This is a genomic window from Bacillus sp. EU63, assembly GCF_038592915.1.
Classification (GTDB): Bacteria; Bacillota; Bacilli; order Bacillales; family Bacillaceae; genus Bacillus; species Bacillus velezensis.
Genome location: NZ_CP151944.1, coordinates 1,564,290 through 1,580,923, shown reverse-complemented (window position 1 = coordinate 1,580,923; position 16,634 = coordinate 1,564,290). Strand labels below are relative to the sequence as shown.

Annotated in this window: 18 protein-coding genes, 1 riboswitch and 1 other annotated feature; all 18 genes read right to left on the bottom strand. The window is 46.9% G+C overall.

Annotated features, from left to right (window positions below; translation table 11 throughout):
* Positions 1–39 precede the first annotated feature (39 nt).
* The 18 genes from pyrP to spoIIGA all read right to left on the bottom strand — a co-directional run bounded on the left by pyrP (position 40) and on the right by spoIIGA (position 16,526).
* Positions 40–1,350, bottom strand: a complete 1,311-nt coding sequence (gene pyrP / locus NYE38_RS07970) for a uracil permease PyrP (RefSeq protein WP_007409727.1) — start codon at positions 1,348–1,350, stop codon at positions 40–42.
* Positions 1,351–1,504: 154 nt separating this feature from the next.
* Complete coding sequence (gene pyrR / locus NYE38_RS07965; RefSeq protein WP_003154392.1) at positions 1,505–2,050, bottom strand: bifunctional pyrimidine operon transcriptional regulator/uracil phosphoribosyltransferase; 546 nt, start codon at positions 2,048–2,050, stop codon at positions 1,505–1,507.
* 188 nt (positions 2,051–2,238) lie between these two features.
* On the bottom strand, positions 2,239–3,153 hold the full coding sequence (locus NYE38_RS07960; RefSeq protein WP_063636627.1) for an RluA family pseudouridine synthase: 915 nt from the start codon (positions 3,151–3,153) through the stop codon (positions 2,239–2,241).
* Position 3,154: 1 nt separating this feature from the next.
* A complete protein-coding gene (lspA, locus tag NYE38_RS07955) occupies positions 3,155–3,616 on the bottom strand; it encodes a signal peptidase II (RefSeq protein ID WP_003154398.1) in 462 nt (153 codons plus the stop codon).
* A gap of 101 nt (positions 3,617–3,717) precedes the next feature.
* On the bottom strand, positions 3,718–4,089 hold the full coding sequence (locus tag NYE38_RS07950; protein ID WP_003154399.1) for a TraR/DksA family transcriptional regulator: 372 nt from the start codon (positions 4,087–4,089) through the stop codon (positions 3,718–3,720).
* Between the two features lie 149 nt (positions 4,090–4,238).
* Positions 4,239–7,004, bottom strand: coding sequence for an isoleucine--tRNA ligase (gene ileS, locus NYE38_RS07945; protein WP_110085515.1), 2,766 nt, complete (start codon positions 7,002–7,004; stop codon positions 4,239–4,241).
* A 51-nt stretch (positions 7,005–7,055) separates the two neighbouring features.
* Positions 7,056–7,284: a binding site (T-box leader), on the bottom strand.
* A gap of 61 nt (positions 7,285–7,345) precedes the next feature.
* Positions 7,346–7,840, bottom strand: a complete 495-nt coding sequence (divIVA, locus tag NYE38_RS07940) for a septum site-determining protein DivIVA (protein WP_003154406.1) — start codon at positions 7,838–7,840, stop codon at positions 7,346–7,348.
* A gap of 94 nt (positions 7,841–7,934) precedes the next feature.
* Positions 7,935–8,705 carry an RNA-binding protein gene (locus NYE38_RS07935; RefSeq protein WP_017417741.1) on the bottom strand — a complete coding sequence of 257 codons (771 nt, stop codon included), beginning with the start codon at positions 8,703–8,705 and terminating at the stop codon, positions 7,935–7,937.
* Between the two features lie 61 nt (positions 8,706–8,766).
* Positions 8,767–9,045, bottom strand: a complete 279-nt coding sequence (locus NYE38_RS07930) for a YggT family protein (RefSeq protein WP_003154408.1) — start codon at positions 9,043–9,045, stop codon at positions 8,767–8,769.
* Positions 9,046–9,051: 6 nt separating this feature from the next.
* Positions 9,052–9,510 (bottom strand): cell division protein SepF, encoded by a 459-nt coding sequence (gene sepF, locus NYE38_RS07925; protein ID WP_007409719.1) that lies wholly within the window; start codon positions 9,508–9,510, stop codon positions 9,052–9,054.
* Positions 9,507–10,199, bottom strand: a complete 693-nt coding sequence (locus NYE38_RS07920; protein WP_017417740.1) for a YggS family pyridoxal phosphate-dependent enzyme — start codon at positions 10,197–10,199, stop codon at positions 9,507–9,509. The genes sepF and NYE38_RS07920 overlap by 4 nt, the downstream gene beginning before the upstream one ends.
* A 4-nt stretch (positions 10,200–10,203) precedes the next feature.
* Positions 10,204–11,040 carry a peptidoglycan editing factor PgeF gene (gene pgeF, locus NYE38_RS07915; RefSeq protein ID WP_014304972.1) on the bottom strand — a complete coding sequence of 279 codons (837 nt, stop codon included), beginning with the start codon at positions 11,038–11,040 and terminating at the stop codon, positions 10,204–10,206.
* Positions 11,041–11,194: 154 nt separating this feature from the next.
* A complete protein-coding gene (locus NYE38_RS07910; RefSeq protein WP_003154415.1) occupies positions 11,195–11,446 on the bottom strand; it encodes a YlmC/YmxH family sporulation protein in 252 nt (83 codons plus the stop codon).
* 60 nt (positions 11,447–11,506) lie between these two features.
* On the bottom strand, positions 11,507–12,787 hold the full coding sequence (locus NYE38_RS07905) for an acetylornithine deacetylase (protein ID WP_065180259.1): 1,281 nt from the start codon (positions 12,785–12,787) through the stop codon (positions 11,507–11,509).
* Between the two features lie 75 nt (positions 12,788–12,862).
* A riboswitch (TPP riboswitch) is annotated at positions 12,863–12,967 on the bottom strand.
* A gap of 4 nt (positions 12,968–12,971) precedes the next feature.
* The gene (locus NYE38_RS07900) at positions 12,972–13,769 is read right to left on the bottom strand and encodes an ABC transporter ATP-binding protein (protein ID WP_007611292.1); all 798 of its coding nucleotides are present in this window, start codon (positions 13,767–13,769) and stop codon (positions 12,972–12,974) included.
* A 128-nt stretch (positions 13,770–13,897) separates the two neighbouring features.
* Entirely contained in the window at positions 13,898–14,680 is a 783-nt protein-coding gene (gene sigG, locus NYE38_RS07895; protein WP_003154420.1) for an RNA polymerase sporulation sigma factor SigG, read from the bottom strand.
* A 139-nt stretch (positions 14,681–14,819) separates the two neighbouring features.
* The gene (sigE, locus tag NYE38_RS07890; RefSeq protein WP_007409714.1) at positions 14,820–15,539 is read right to left on the bottom strand and encodes an RNA polymerase sporulation sigma factor SigE; all 720 of its coding nucleotides are present in this window, start codon (positions 15,537–15,539) and stop codon (positions 14,820–14,822) included.
* 57 nt (positions 15,540–15,596) lie between these two features.
* A complete protein-coding gene (gene spoIIGA / locus NYE38_RS07885) occupies positions 15,597–16,526 on the bottom strand; it encodes a sigma-E processing peptidase SpoIIGA (protein ID WP_014417723.1) in 930 nt (309 codons plus the stop codon).
* Positions 16,527–16,634 lie beyond the last annotated feature (108 nt).

The following is a 16,634-nucleotide window of genomic DNA, read 5'->3' as shown; positions in this document are numbered from 1 at the left end:
ATAACCCTTCCAAGCCTCTCTGGACTTTCTTTAAAAGGTTTACATATGATTTTGTTTTTCTGATGCAATCGCGTCTTCTTCATTTGCATGCGGCAGGATAAGGTTCAGGATGACTCCGACAATTGCCGCAAGCGCCATGCCGGATATTTGGAACCCACCTTTTGATACTTGAATAAAAGCCCCTCCGACGCCGATCACGAGGATGACGGACGTGATAATTAAATTTCTCTTGTTTTCATAATCAATGTTGTTGTCAATCAGCATTCTTAAGCCGCTGGAGGCGATAATTCCGAAGAGCAGGAAGGAAACGCCTCCCATAACCGCGGACGGAACAGAACTGATCAGCGCTGAAACTTTTCCGATAAATCCGAAGCACAGCGCAATCACACCCGCGCCGCCGATGACAAAAACGCTGAAAACTCTCGTAATTGCCAGTACACCGATGTTTTCGCCGTATGTTGTCGTCGGCGGGCCGCCGATTAACGAAGCGATAATCGTCGCTACGCTGTCCCCCATTATGGAGCGGTGCAGTCCCGGCTTTTTAATGAAATCCTGTCCGACGACTTTACTCAGCACCATTTGGTGGCCGATATGTTCTGACATCGTCACGAAAGCGACCGGCACCATCGCAGCCGCAATGCCCAATGTCACTGACGGCGTATAGTCTTTGAAAGGGATGATAAATTCAGGAACGGCGAACCACTTTGCATCAATGACCGGCTGAAAATTGACGATGCCCTGTGTCAGCGCAAACAGATATCCGCCTATAATGCCGATCAATACCGGAATCAGGCTTAAAAATCCTCGTAAAAAGATGGCGCAGATAATGGTGATTGCCAAAGTGACGCCGGCTACACTGAAATGTTTCAAGCTGTAGACGAGTTCCTTCGCATTCGGATCAGCATACATTGCCATATTGACGGCTGTGCTTGCCAGTCCGAGGCCGATGACGATGATGACCGGCCCGACGACCACCGGGGGCAGCAGCTTCATCAGCCACCCCGTTCCAAGCTGCCTGATGAGAAGTGCGATCAGGCCGTACACAATTCCCGCCAGGAAAGCGCCGACCATGGCAGCCCCCGGCCCTCCCGTCGCCTTCACTAAGATAATCGGTGATATAAAGGCGAATGATGAGCCGAGATAAGCGGGAATCTGGCCTTTTGTCACCAAGAGATAGGCGAGTGTCCCGATTCCGCTCGTGACAAGCGCCACAGCCGGGCTCATTCCGACCAGTTTCGGCACGAGTATGGTTGAGCCGAACATGGCGAATAAATGCTGCAGGCTGAATGACAGCCAGGACAATGGATTGGGGACGTCCCTGACTCCCAGGTTTACTTTTTTCTTACTCATGGCGTTTTCCTCCCGGTTGACTTTCAAATGGTATAAAAAAACCTCTTTGCTTTTTGCGCAAAGAGGCATACAAAACCCGGCCGCGTCGATCCGCCCGGCTTTGTGTTTTAAAATCCTCTTTGCAAACTCTCTGGAATGCATTTAAAAAGGGTGATTATTCATTTTCATAAATGGCGACCATATCAGTCTGATCAACTTCGCTCAGCTGAACCATCACTTTTTCAGCTTTTGAGGTCGGAATGTTTTTCCCGATATAGTCCGCTCTGATCGGCAGTTCCCGGTGCCCTCTGTCGACAAGCACGGCAAGCTGTATCGATGACGGCCGCCCGACATCAACGAGGGCATCCATCGCAGCTCTCACCGTCCGGCCGGTATAAAGCACATCATCAACCACAATGACCTTTTGGTCTGTGATATCGGCCGGAATGTCCGCGCCTTTTACAAGCGGCTCTTCATTGCTCGTTTTTTTCGTGAGATCGTCACGGTAAAGGGTGATATCGATTTCCCCGACGGTGACCGGATTCCCTTCAATCTGTTCGATTCGCTCGGCCAGCCGCTTCGCTAAATAAATGCCTCTTGTTTTAATTCCTACAAGAATGCAGTCATTCATTCCTTTATTCCGTTCGATCATTTCATGGGCTATCCTTGTGAGCGCCCTTCTGATCGCCTGTTCGTCGAGAATAACAGCTTTTTGATTCACTCGTGACACCTCTCCATTCGTATATAAGAAGAAAAAACCCCTCCTGCCAGAGCATAGAGGGGTTCCTTTCCAGGACGAAGACACATGCGTATCTCTTCTGTCCTATCCGTTATCCTTCTCAGCCTCTCTGGACTGTGTTAAAGAATCTATTCAGCTTGTTTTTATTATTTCAGAAAAGAAACTCGCTGTCAACGGCTATTTCTTAAATCTTCAATGAGTTTTTTCATATCTTCAGGAAGGGGCGCTTCAAACTCAATGTATTCGCCCGTCCGCGGATGGTCAAAACCTAATATTCCGGCATGAAGCGCCTGACCGTTAAAATCAACGGTTTTTCTCGGTCCGTATTTCGGATCGCCCGCCAAAGGAAACCCGATATATTTCATATGAACACGGATCTGATGCGTTCTTCCGGTCTCAAGACGGCACTCTACGAGCGTGAAATCTTGAAAACGCTCAAGCACGTGGAAATGCGTGACGGCGTTTTTGCTGCTTTCTCTTGTTACGGTCATGCTTTGACGGTCTTTTTTATCTCTCCCGATCGGAGCGTCAATCGTTCCGTCATCATGTGAAATCATCCCGTGGACAACCGCTGTGTACTTTCTGGTCACGGTTTTATTGACGAGCTGATTAACGAGTGATTCATGCGCCATATCGTTTTTAGCGACCATTAACAGACCGGAAGTATCTTTATCAATCCGGTGGACGATTCCCGGGCGCATGACGCCGTTAATGCCGGAAAGGTCGTTGCAGTGAGCCATCAGTCCGTTTACAAGCGTCCCTGTCACATGGCCGGGCGCCGGGTGTACAACCATGCCCCGCGGTTTGTTCACAACCAAGACATCCTGGTCTTCATAGTAAATGTCCAAATCCATCGGTTCTGCAAGCACGTCCAATTCTTCCGGTTCAGGAATGGTGACGTTTACCTGATCGCCGGGCTGCATTTTATAATTCGCTTTTACGGATTTGCCGTTAACGGATACCAGTCCCTCTTTTACCCATTGCTGCACTTGAGTGCGTGACCAGTTTTCTCCCGTTGAAGCCAAAAATTTATCAATCCGTTCGCTCTTTTGTTCAGGCTGAACGGTTATCTCAAATTGATTCATGTTATTGCTCCTTCTTTTTCCCGCTGTCAAACAGCATATGAATAAATAAAAGTATTACACCGACGCACAGTGAGGAGTCCGCGATATTAAAAATCGGATAGTGATAATCCACGATGATGACATGAATAAAATCCACCACTTCCTGGCGCGCCGCCCGGTCAATAAAGTTTCCGGCCGCACCGCCCAGCATTAAGCCGAGAGAAATTCCGAGTAACATCTGCCCTTTTGCATAACGCTGTATGTAATAAACGATTCCGATAATCACGGCGATGGTAATGACGTAGAAAAACCACATTTGGCCGGCTAAAATACCCCACGCCGCTCCCGTGTTGCGATGAGATGTGATATAAAGCACCTGATCGATGACAGGTATGCTTTGTCCCAATTCCATATGGCTGACGACAAGCCATTTGGTCAATTGGTCGGCAATAATAATAAAAAGAGCGATAAGATAATAAAGCACACACGTTCCTCCAGTATACAGTTACTTTTATCCTTTATGAATTTTATCAGTAAAAGATGCCAGAGTAAAGGCAGATCATAAGCGCATGCAAACAGACGCTGTCACTCATACAGCGCCTGATCATATGCATAATCTCCGGGTTCCCAATATGGAAGGGTTTTCTTTTCAAATTGAGCGGGATAATAAAAATCATCAGCGGTTCTGGCCGTCGGCAACACCGCAAGTTTTTCAATCGGAATGGGGGCGCCTGTTTTTTCACAATAACCGTACGTATTGTTTTCAAACTTAGACAGGGCAAGAAGAACGTCCTGAAGTTCTTCTTTTATATGATAGATCAGAGTTGCTTCTTGGTCGTTCATTGAAGGTTCAACAGATGCTGACATTTGAAAGCAAGAATATTCGAATAATCTTGATTGAAGTTCTTCTTTCATCATGAGAAGCTCCGTGTGGATTGCGGTCAGTTGATCATTCATTCATCACAACTCCTGCTCTTGATGTTATGGCTTTATTGTTGCCCCCAGAGCGCCATTTGAAGCCCATAAGATTTTTCCTGTCGTTCTAATCGATGACATTAGTGGCATGTAAAAAAGCGCCCGGCTGACACCAGGCGCTTTCCCATTTATTATTTTTGATAATATTTTTCAACGATTTCCGCATTGCGCAGTGATAATGTCGGATATTTCGGATTGGCTCCGACATCTTTAGAAATGACGCGGGAACGTTCACACATCTGGCCTTCCGCTTTTTCTACGGTCATTTTTCCTGTTGTGAAACTTTGCGCGTTTTCAGGCGCTTCACTTTCGTCTTTTACTGTCAGTTCTGAGACGATAAACAGCTGCGCGATGTTTTCTTTAATGGATGACAAGAGGTCGCGGTTTTCTTTGTTCGGATACAAAGTCAGGCTCGCTTCCAATGATCTTCCGATAATTTTTTCGTTACGGGCTGTTTCCAAAGCTTTCAGCACGTCGTTTCGAAGCTCCATGAAGCGGTCGAACTTTTCTTCTGTCGCTTGACTGTCCGGAACAGCAATGGTTTCCGGCATATCTGTCAGCTGCACGCTTGCTTCTTCAACAAATGATAAGTGAGACCACATTTCATCCGCCGTATGCGGGAGAATCGGCGCCGTCAGCTTCACTAAAGCCAGCAGCGTTTCATAAAAGACGGTCTGCATGCTGCGGCGGTCCGGATGATCCGCATGCTCGATGTACACAACATCTTTTGCAAAATCAAGATAGAAGGAGCTGAGCTCGATCGTACAGAAATTGTGAATGCTGTGATAAACAACCGCAAATTCATATTCATCGTACGCTTTTTTCACCTTATCAATCAGCTTATTCAGCTTGATCAGCATATATTGATCCACTTCGCGGAGATCTTTTACATCAACGGCATTGACGCTTGGATTGAAATCGAACAGGTTGCCGTGAAGGAAGCGGAACGTGTTGCGGACTTTCCGGTATACTTCCGCAACCTGCTTCAGAATGGCGTCAGACACGCGAACGTCCGCCTGATAATCCACTGACGATACCCATAATCTTAAGATGTCGGCACCAAGCTGTTTCATGACTTTAGCCGGAACAACAACGTTACCGATTGATTTACTCATCTTGCGTCCTTCTCCATCCAGTGCGAACCCATGGCTGAGCACACCTTTATACGGCGCTTTTCCTGTTACGGCTACTGCTGTAGAAAGAGAAGAGTTAAACCAGCCGCGATATTGGTCAGATCCCTCTAGGTATAAATCAGCCGGGCGAACGAGGTCATCACGTTCTTCAAGCACTGCTTGATGTGAAGAGCCTGAATCAAACCAAACATCCATGATATCCTGTTCTTTTGTAAATGTGCCGTTCGGGCTGCCAGGATGCGTAAAGCCTTCCGGAAGAAGATCCTTTGCTTCTTTTTCAAACCAAATGTTTGATCCGTGCTGTCTGAACAATTCAGAAACATGTTCAATGGTTTCATCTGTAATAATCGGTTCTCCGTTTTCAGCGTAAAATACCGGAATCGGCACACCCCACGCACGCTGTCTGGAAATACACCAGTCTCCGCGGTCCCGAACCATGTTGTGCAAACGCTGCTCACCCCATTCAGGAACCCATTTGGTTTCTTTAATGGCATCCAGCAGGTCTGATCTGAAATCTTTAATAGACGCAAACCATTGCGCTGTCGCTCTGAAAATGGTTGGTTTTTTGGTTCTCCAATCATGCGGATAAGAGTGAGTAATGAATTCAAGCTTCACAAGTGCTCCTTTTTCATCGAGCTGCTGTGTGATCGCTTTGTTTGCATCATCATAGAACATGCCTTCAAACCCAGGAGCTTCGCTTGTCATTACACCTTTTTCATCAACCGGGCAAAGCACATCTAAACCGTATTTTTGGCCGATGATAAAGTCATCTTCCCCATGTCCTGGCGCTGTATGAACACAGCCTGTTCCGGCATCAGTTGTTACGTGTTCACCAAGCATAACGAGAGAGTCTCTGCCATATAGCGGGTGTTCAGCGATAATGTTCTCAAGTTCTTTCCCTTTGACCGTTCTTGTCACTTCATACTGATCAAATCCGCATGCCGATGCAACATTTTCGACTAAGGCACTTGCTACGACAAAGCGATCTTCACCTACTGCAATCACGCTGTACTCAAGATCAGGGTGCACTGAGATTCCGAGGTTCGCCGGAATTGTCCAAGGCGTTGTTGTCCAAATGATGATGCGCTCGCCGTTTTCAAGAACGCCTTTTCCGTCTTTTACACCAAAAGCGACGTAAATAGATGCTGAACGTTTGTCTTGATATTCGATCTCGGCTTCAGCCAGAGCAGACTCACTTGAAGGTGACCAGTTAACCGGTTTAAGGCCTTTGTAAATGTAGCCTCGTTTTGCCATTTCACCAAATACGCGGATCTGCTGCGCTTCGTATTCCGGTTTTAATGTCACGTATGGGTTTTCCCAGTCACCGCGGACACCAAGACGTTTGAATTGCTCACGCTGTCCCTCGATTTGCTTCCAAGCGTACTCTTCGCATAGTTTGCGGAATTCCGCTACTGACATTTCTTTCCGGTTGACTTTTTTGTTTTTCGTCAGCGCCGTTTCAATCGGCAGTCCGTGCGTATCCCAGCCCGGCACGTACGGTGCGTTGTAGCCGCTCATTGATTTATAGCGGACGATGAAGTCTTTCAGGATTTTGTTCAGGGCATGGCCCATGTGGATGTCTCCGTTTGCATAAGGAGGTCCGTCATGCAGCACGAATTTCGGGCGGTCTTTCGTCCGTTCTTGAACAAGACGGTAAATGTCCTGCTCCTCCCAGTCTTTTTGCATGTCCGGCTCACGATTTGGCAGATTTCCGCGCATCGGAAAATCTGTTTTCGGCATTAACAGCGTATCTTTGTAATCCATTTTCATTCCTCCACAACATTTTTCAGAAAATAAAAAAAGCCCTCTCATCCCATAAGGGACGAGAAAGCTTATCTCGCGGTACCACCCTTTTAGAAAAAACGGATCATCCGTCTTTTCCTCTCGAACATCGTAACGTGATGGAACGTCCTTTCCTACTCTCGGTTCAGAAAGGAAACTAAAGGGCTGATCTGCATGATTCCGGCCATCCCGGGCTTTCACCTTCCCCGGGTCGCTTTATAGCCTGTTTTGAGTCATGCCGGTCCCTTTCAATCGTCTTTTCATCTGAATTTATGAACGTATTATATTCGAACGGGCCGGAGAATGTCAAGAAAATCAGAAAATTATTCTTTTTCCTCAAATACCGCGTCGACTTCGTATTCCAGCAGATGATCCCAATCATCGTTCTTCAGCAGATCGAGCTGCGCTTCAATCAGCATTTGGAAACGTGTTCTGAAGACTTTAGACTGTTTTTTCAGCTCTTCGATTTCCATTGCGATTTTTCTTGATTTGGAAAGCGACTCATTGATGATGCGATCAGCATTTTTTTCTGCTTCACGGACGATCAGCTTCGCTTCTTTCTGCGAGTTGCGCTTTACGTCTTCTGCGGCTTCCTGGGCTACGAGAATTGATTTATTCAGCGTTTCTTCGATATTGGCAAAGTGGCCGATTTTTTCGTCCAGCTCGTTCACTTTCGCCTCAAGCTCCGTTTTTTTACGGAGTGCGATTTCGTAATCTTTTCTGACCTGCATTAAAAATTCATTTACTTCATCTTCATCATATCCGCGAAAACCTTTTGTAAACGTTTTGTTATGGATATCATTCGGCGTTAATGGCATATTGCCACCTCCATTTTTACATTTCAGTACGGTTATCTAGTTCACATTATAAAACAAATACGGCACAGATGGAGAAAAAAACTGAAAAAACGACTCATTTTTGCCGTTCAAATGTAACTTTCCATTTGTCTTTTTTCGTTTTTCCGTCAACTTTTGCCAAACTGCATCGTCCGAAGCCGCGAATCGAGAGCATGTCCCCTTCAGCAACCTGAAAAGACGGATCTTCAATGACTTTCCAATTCACCTTAACGAGGCCGTTTTTCACAAGCGCCTGCGCTTTCTGACGGGATTGCCTGCTCATTGAAGCGCAGACGGCGTCGAGACGCAATGAAGAAACCGTGTCATCCCTTATTTCGACATCTGAAGCGGGAATGTGAAGAGCGGAAAGCTCGATTTTCTCAAGCTTTACCGGCGCTTTGCCCGCTTTGGTCAGCTGAGTGCTGACAAAATCGGCGATTTCACCGGAGACGATCAGCTGCACGGCTTCCTCTGAGAAAATCAGATCGCCGTATTTCTGCCGCTTTAAGCCGATCCCCATTAATGATCCGAGAAGAGAGCGGTGGTCAATGCTGACGAATTTTTCAGCGTATTGAACGTCAAAAGCCCGAAGCTCAAAATCATCCTGTTCAGGTTCCATATATTCAGGGTATAAAATCGCGCGTTTGCGCTCAGCTCTGTCATATCCTCCGAAAAACGCAAGACCGCAGGCGTCGCCGATAACGGCTTTTACAATCACCTGTTCTCTGGGATCTAAGAAATCAGTCAGCTTCATCCGATACTGGTCCAGGACAATCTGTTTCCATTCAAGCGCCTGATCAATAAAAGGCCGCTCGTCTTGTCTGAAGTGCTGGTAAATATCGCTCATGTTCTTTCCTTTCTATGTAAAGAGGCTTGGCTGGTGCCAAGCCCGTATCAAACTGTCGCATTCAAGTATACATTGCGATCATGCGGTATAGGCCCCAAAGTCCCGTCGTGGCAAACCGAAGCACGATAATCGCTACAATCGGGGATATATCCAACATGGCAATGGGCGGAATGATCCTTCTGAACGGCTCTAAATACGGTTCGCAAATCGCTGCGAGAAACCGTCCGACCGCCGTTTCTCTCGTACTCGGCACCCATGACATAAAGATATAGATGATCAGGGCAAACGAGTAGATGTAAATTAAATAACTCAGAACGGAAAAAATTTGATAAAGAATCATCCTGCTTTACCACCTCTGATGTTCGTCTTCATTTATAAGCTCCGAAATCGTGCCGGAAACGTCGACATTATCAGGCGTGCACAGAAAAATATCTGAACCGATTCTCTGAATGTCGCCGCCGATGGCGTAGACGGTACCGCTTAAAAAGTCGACGATTCTTTTCGCCTGATCATGCTGGATGCGCTGCAGATTGACGACTACCGCCCGCCTGTTCTTTAAATGATCGGCGATTTCCTGCGCTTCCGCATATACACGCGGTTCACTCAACACCACTTTAGAGGATTTCTGAACACTTTGCAAGCTTACTACGTTCTGCTTGCCCTGCGGCTTCTGAGCGTAAGCAGGCTGTTTATCTTTCTGCTGTTCATGCTCTTCCGGATGATCCTGCTCCGTTTCAATGTATTCGTACTCGTACTCCTCCTCATCCATTGAGAAAAAGTTTTTCAGTTTATTTTTCATGCTCATTTGTTTACACCCCCCGGTTCATTTCCGACTAATGAAGAGCCGATTCTGATAAAAGTTGCGCCCTCTTCAACAGCGATTTCATAGTCATTTGACATGCCCATTGACAGTTCCCGGCACGGTGCGTTTGTCTGATTCAGTTTTTGCACCTGATACCTCATATCACGCAATTGCCGGAAGCAGTCTCTGATCGTTTCTGTATCGTCTGTCAGGGGAGCCATCGTCATCAGGCCCTCTACAGAAATGTTTCTAAATTCAGAAAGCTCTCTGATAAAGGGGATGACCTCCTCTGTTTTCAAACCGTGCTTAGACGGCTCAAGCGAAGTATTCACCTGCACAAAACAGCGAACCGTATGCTGCGCCCGTTTTTCAATCTCTTTTGCCAATGACAGTCTGTCTAAGGAATGAATATAAGACACACGGTCAACGACGGCCTTCACCTTTCTGGACTGAAGACTGCCGATAAAGTGCCACTCCGGGCTGCCTTTGATGACTTCCTGCTTATGGATAAGCTCGGCATCCCGGTTTTCTCCCAGACTTGTAATACCAGCATCAACGGCCTCTTGAGCCCTTTCGGCTGATACGTATTTTGTAACCGCGATGACGGTAACATCTTCGGGGCTTCGGCCCGATCTGTTACATGCTTCGTTTATTCTTTCGTTTATATGTCGTAATTGATCAGCAACACGCAAGATCTTACGCCTCCTTCATTCCGATAAAGGACATCATGCGTCCCGTTTTCCCTTTGTCGCGGCGGTGTGAAAAGAATAGTTCACGCTCTCGTTCAGTGCATAAACCGCTGACTGAAATGTTTTCTTCCGGAATGCCGCAATGTATCAGAAGAAGACGGTTGACCTCTTTTAAATCAAGCTGATACTGGCCTTTTTCCGTTTCGCATATGGCGGATTCAGCCGTAAAAGGCAGCGCCCGCACTTCATTGATGACGCGGTCGTCGACTGTATAGCTTCCCGCGCTGATGGACGGACCGATGACAGCCTGAATATCTGTTAAACGGGAGCCTTCTTCGTTTACCCAGCGTTCCGTCATGATGCGTCCGATTTGTTTGACCGTCCCCTTCCATCCGGCATGGGCAGCGCCGATAATGGATTTCACCGGGTCATAAAAATACAAGGGCACACAGTCCGCAAAACAAAGGGCCAAAAAAAGATTCGCATCTTTCGTGTAGAGCCCGTCCGTCCCGCGGAATGCGGAAGAATAGTCTCTCGCTCCTTTTCCTTTATCCCCGGCTGTCACGCGCCGGACGCGGTTTTCATGTGTCTGGTCGGCGAACACCCAGGAATCCAGATCAGTACCGCATAAGGACGCTATGACTTCACGGTTTGTCACAACATCATGAGCTTCGTCCCGGACGTGCAATCCGGTATTTAATGACTCATACGGAGGATTGCTGACCCCGCCGTTTTTCGTCGTGAATCCGGCGATGACCTTTGTGTTAAGCTGATTCACACAGTTCCAGTCTTCTATCATGAGTGCCGAGGGGGTGGTAAGACTAAACGGGTGATATGTATTCATGGAGATCCAACCTTTCGACAAACATTAAAAAAGCGTAATTTCCCACTCATTTTAACACAATTTTAAGCATACGTTTAGCGGCTGATTGAAAAATGAGATAAATAAATGTGCCGGAAACATTGAGATTTCCGGCTTTTTACAAGTGAAGGGAGGATTACGCTCCCCCCTTTGGTTCATTTACACGCACTAAGATGACATCTTCCCCAATTTTAACTATATTTCGCCAAGGAATGATCATTTCCTCTTCTTTTCCGAAAAAACCGAGAACTTTTCCGCTTCCGCCTAAAATAATCGCCTGAATTTTTCCCGTTGTCACGTTAATATCAATATCACCGATGCTTCCGAGTTTTTTTCCGTTCGACACGTTTACCACATCTTTTATTTGAAATTCAGATATGCTGATCATCCGTATCACGCCCTTTGCCCGTTCTTTTTCCTATTATATGAACGGCCGGGCTGAACCTTGTCACATCGGGCAATCTTTTTTGCGGCTGCACCAGCCGAGGATAAATCTCAGTATGATTTTCGTATAGTCCATAAGCTCATCAACGGACACTTCCTCGTTTACGGAGTGGGCGTTTTTTAAATCGCCGGGACCGTATATGACGCTCGGAATCCCGGCATGATAAAGCCACCCTCCGTCAGTTACGGTTTGGGAAACATCAATGACGGGCTCCTGTTTTTTGACGGCTGAGTGTGATGCAGCCAAGACAGAAACTGCCGGATGGTCCGGGTCGATTTCCAGCGCCGGAAACACCTCTCCTCTGTCTTCAATCATCGAAGATCCGCCCCATTTGAACACCGGCCTGTTTTCTTTGAGCCACAGATCACTGTCAGCGACACGATTAATATAGTCTTCGATTTCTGCGGCTGCTTGTTCGTGCGTTTCGTTCGGATAAAAGTGGACGGTGATCCATAACCGGCATTCATCGGCGACAAACGCTGCGTGTCTTCCGCCTTCAATGACGGCGGGGTTGATCGTATTGGTGCCGGGCGCAAAGCCGGGATAGCTTTTCGTTACCGCCCAGTGGCGCTCCAGCTCTCCCAAGGCAGCGATGATTTTCGCCATTTTTTCGATGGCGCTCGCTCCGAATGTGCCTCCGCCTGCATGAATCATATTGCGCCTCATGCCGTCATGAAATGTTTGTTTGCTTTTCAATTCTATCCAGCCGGTGATGACACCGCCCTGCCCTTGAATATGCAGGCTGCTCGTATCCGCGACAACCGCAAAATCCGCGTGATAGCCGCGTTTGCAGCATTCCAGCGTCCCCGCCTCACCGACTTCTTCTCCGATTACAGACTGTACAATGAGGTCGCCCGGAAGCTTAATGCCGGCATCATGGATCAGCTTCAGAGAGAAAAGAACACACGCCAATCCCCCTTTCATATCAGCGGCGCCCCTTCCGATCAGCATGCCGTCTTTTACGAGCGGCTGAAAAGGATCAGAGTGCCAGTCTTCGCCCCCGGCTTCTGCCACATCAATGTGTCCGTTTAAAATCAGGCTTTGATGCCTGCTTGAATCTGTCCCTTTTAAAACACCGACTACATTCGGGTCTCCCGGATACACATCCCACATATCGACCGAGCAGCCCGTTTCTTTTAAAAAGCCGGCCACCCACTTTTGGGCTTCTGCCGTATTTCTTGCTGGCGGGGCCGGAGTGGGAAAGGCTATCAGTCTTTCAGCAATATGTATGAAGTCGTGCCGCCGTTTCTCCGCCTGGTGTAACAGCATATCAATCTGATGCATTGGAAATCTCCCCTTTGGCTGTATCAAAAAACCCGTTCATTCATGAAATGGAACGGGTAAAAAACGGATCTTCCTCCGCTTTTTTCACCGCTTCCCTCCGCCGGCATGATCCGGATCAGGTCCGTTAAGGGTTGAGACAACGCCTCTCTCAGCCGCGTGGCAGCACCCCCAGGGTGAATTTATGTTATTTTACGGATGATGCCTCTTTTGCACGTGTTAAAAACGGGCGGCCATTGTTCCATAAGACATTGACAGGCATATCGAAAAACGCTGTAAGCCGCTCGTCAGAAAGCATGTCCCTGATTTTCCCGGAGGCGAACACCTCGCCCTGTTTTAAAAGAAGCGCCTGATCAAATACCGGCAGAATTTCTTCAGCGTGATGGGTGACATAAAGGATGGACGGCGCATTTTCTTTTTCGGCGATCGACGTAATCGTGTCCAGCAGCTGCTCCCTTGCCATAAAATCAAGACCCGTCACGGGTTCGTCCAAAATCAGCAGTTCCGGATCAGCCATAAGCGCCCGCGCAATCAGCGCTCTTTGTCTTTCCCCTTGTGATAATGTTTCATACCGTCTGTCGGCGTAACCGATGGCGCCCAAATCCTTCAGAAGACCGATCGCTTTTTCCCTTACTTGCTCACTCGGAGTTTCGTACAGCCCGATTGAGGCGTACGCGCCGCTGAGGGCGATTTCAAAAGCGGAGTCCGCGGCATATAATTTGTGCTGAAGACCTGCCGAAACAAGGCCGATTTTCCTTCTGAGCCTGTCACCGAGCTCTGTTTTGCCGAATTGATGGCCGAGCACCTGCATCTCTCCTGAAGTGGGGAAGTAATAAGAGCATAACATATTCAGCAAAGCCGTTTTTCCGGCTCCGTTTAATCCGTACAGCACCCAATTTTCGTTTTTCTCGACGCGCCAGTTAATATCTTTCAAAATCCATTTCCCGTTTCTTTTTAATGACACACTGTCCAGCTGTAAAATCACTGCAATTTCCCCCGTTTACTTTATTTAAATTTTCTAAAAACTTTTACACATTAGAATACATCACTTTTTTGCAAACGTAAACCATCGCATGAAAAAAGCCTTTAAACAAGGTTTAAAGGCTTTTTCCGTTATTGATGGATATTCTTATTCATTTGTTTAATGGCTGCCTTTTCAAGCCTTGAGACCTGAGCTTGGGATATGCCGATTTCTTCAGCGACTTCCATTTGGGTTTTCCCTTGGAAAAAGCGCTTTCGCAAAATCATTTTTTCCCGTTCGTTCAGTCTTCTCATGCCTTCTTTCAGAGCCAGCTCCTCAATCCATTGTGTATCCTTGTTGCGCTCATCGCTGATCTGGTCCATCACGTAAATCGGATCGCCGCCGTCATTATAAATCGGCTCAAACAGTGAAACCGGATCCTGGATGGCGTCAAGGGCAAACACAATTTCTTCATGGGGCACTTCAAGAACTTTGGCGATTTCCTCTGCTGTCGGCTCCCTGCTTGTCTCACTGATTAACCGCTCTCTTACTTGAAGCGCTTTATATGCGATATCGCGAAGCGACCTCGAGACGCGGATCGGATTATTATCCCGCAAATATCTGCGGATTTCTCCGATGATCATCGGTACAGCGTATGTTGAAAACTTAACATTATGGCTTAGGTCAAAATTATCAATGGATTTCATTAGTCCGATGCAGCCGACCTGAAATAAGTCATCAACATACTCTCCTCTGTTGTTAAACCTCTGAATGACGCTTAAGACAAGGCGCAGATTGCCGTTTACAAGCTTTTCCCTCGCTGAATCATCGCCCTCATCCTGTAATTGCCTAAACAGCTTTCTCATCTCTTCATTCTTGAGCACCGGTAATTTGGAGGTATCCACCCCGCAAATTTCGACTTTATTTCTTGACACGTTTTTCCCTCCCACTAGGAGCTGCTGTACAACGTTAAGTATCTCCTCGGGTGGGAAAAATATGCACCGCCATTTTACAGAAATAAACATCCGGCTGCGGCAATCCTTGCAGCAGTAAGGGCTGTCAGATGGAAAAATTTTACACCATTTTGTTAAACTCTTTTCTCAGTCTTTTGATAATCCGCTTTTCGAGCCGGGAGATATAAGATTGTGAAATCCCCATCATGTCGGCTACATCTTTTTGTGTTTTTTCTTCTTCTCCGACAAGCCCGAAACGCAGTTCCATAATCTGCTTTTCTCTTTCGTTTAATTGCTCAAGCGCTTTTTTCAGAAGTTTTTTATCCACATTGGCTTCAATGTCTTTTGTAATAATATCATCATCTGTGCCGAGCACATCCGAAAGCAGCAGTTCGTTTCCGTCCCAATCAATGTTCAGCGGTTCATCAAATGATACCTCTGAACGGATTTTGTTGTTACGGCGCAAGTACATTAAAATTTCGTTTTCGATACATCGCGACGCGTAGGTGGCGAGTTTGATTTTCTTTTCCGGATTAAAAGTGTTTACCGCTTTGATCAAACCGATGGTGCCGATGCTGATTAAGTCCTCGATATTGATGCCGGTGTTTTCGAATTTGCGGGCAATGTAAACGACAAGACGTAAGTTTCTCTCAATCAGGATGGCCCGCGCCGCCTGATCCCCGCTCGGCAGCTTTAATAAGAGCACCTGCTCCTCTTCTTTAGACAAAGGCGGCGGCAGCGCCTCGCTTCCTCCTATGTAATATACTTCATCGCTTTTCAGTCCGAGTTTCATCAGCCATTTATACCACAAATATGTCAGACGCAGCTTAAGTTTTTTCATCTTCCTCCCCCTTCTAAATACAATGCATTTTGAGTATGATGAATAACAGACTTTTCGTCAGGAAACATGTTTTACAGCCTTCCCTGTCAGCATCTTCGGATGAACGATTCCGTCAAATTCACCGTCCGCGGATAATGGTTTCGTGCTGATGCCGATCAGGCATTTTTCACAAGCGATCATTTCGTCTTTTGTTAAAATCGTGACGTAATCCGGCTTTAAACAGAGTAAAAATTGATTGTCCTGGCCGACGCCCCTGTACGGAATCAGCCTCAGCTTATCCGCATGGCGGAACGAATCATCAAGCTGCTCTATCACTTCAAGCGGACTGGCGGATTTGATGAGGTCCGTTTCCTTTTCGCTGAGAATCGGAGCGAATTTGTCAATGCAAAGGATCATGACCGGCGTTTTCGTCAGCGGATCATACAGCTGATTCCCGGAATCCACCAATCCTTTCGCGCGGATTGTCTGTCCGCTGAATTCCGCCTGCACCATGACAAGTTCATCGTACTGAATGGACTTCGTCTCGATGTCTTCAATTCTCTTTTTCGAAAAAAACCATATGGCCGGAAATCCGATAACTACAAACATCCAGCTGATCGGGTCGCCGAATCCGGTCTGGCTTGTGACCATTACGCCTTGCTGCACAATTGATTCTGTCTGCAGCAGGGAATGTACGCCGATCATTCCCCCGCCGACGAGAAAAGTCGCGAAATAAAAGGCGAACAAATTTTGAAAAAAGTATCGGAACCGTTTAAAGCCAAAAGCCGTAAGCACGATGACTACCGAAAACGCCATTTTTCCCGCCGGATGCTCCACAAAGGGAGAAACAGGCGTAAACATCAGAAGCACAATGGCTGACCCGATGAAACCGCCGGCGGCCACTCTTCTTTTTTTCACCTGGCGTTTTAAAATAAAGGCGGTCAATAAAAGCAAAAGAGAATCAAAACAAAAGTTCAACAGCCAAATGACATCCAGATAGATTTTCACATCTGACCCCTTTCCTCTTTTGTCTTACTTATCTGTTTCTCTCTCTTGTTTCATAAGTATAAAGCAAGCTCTGTGGGAAAGTCTGTCAATTAATGTTGAGGGTAAAGT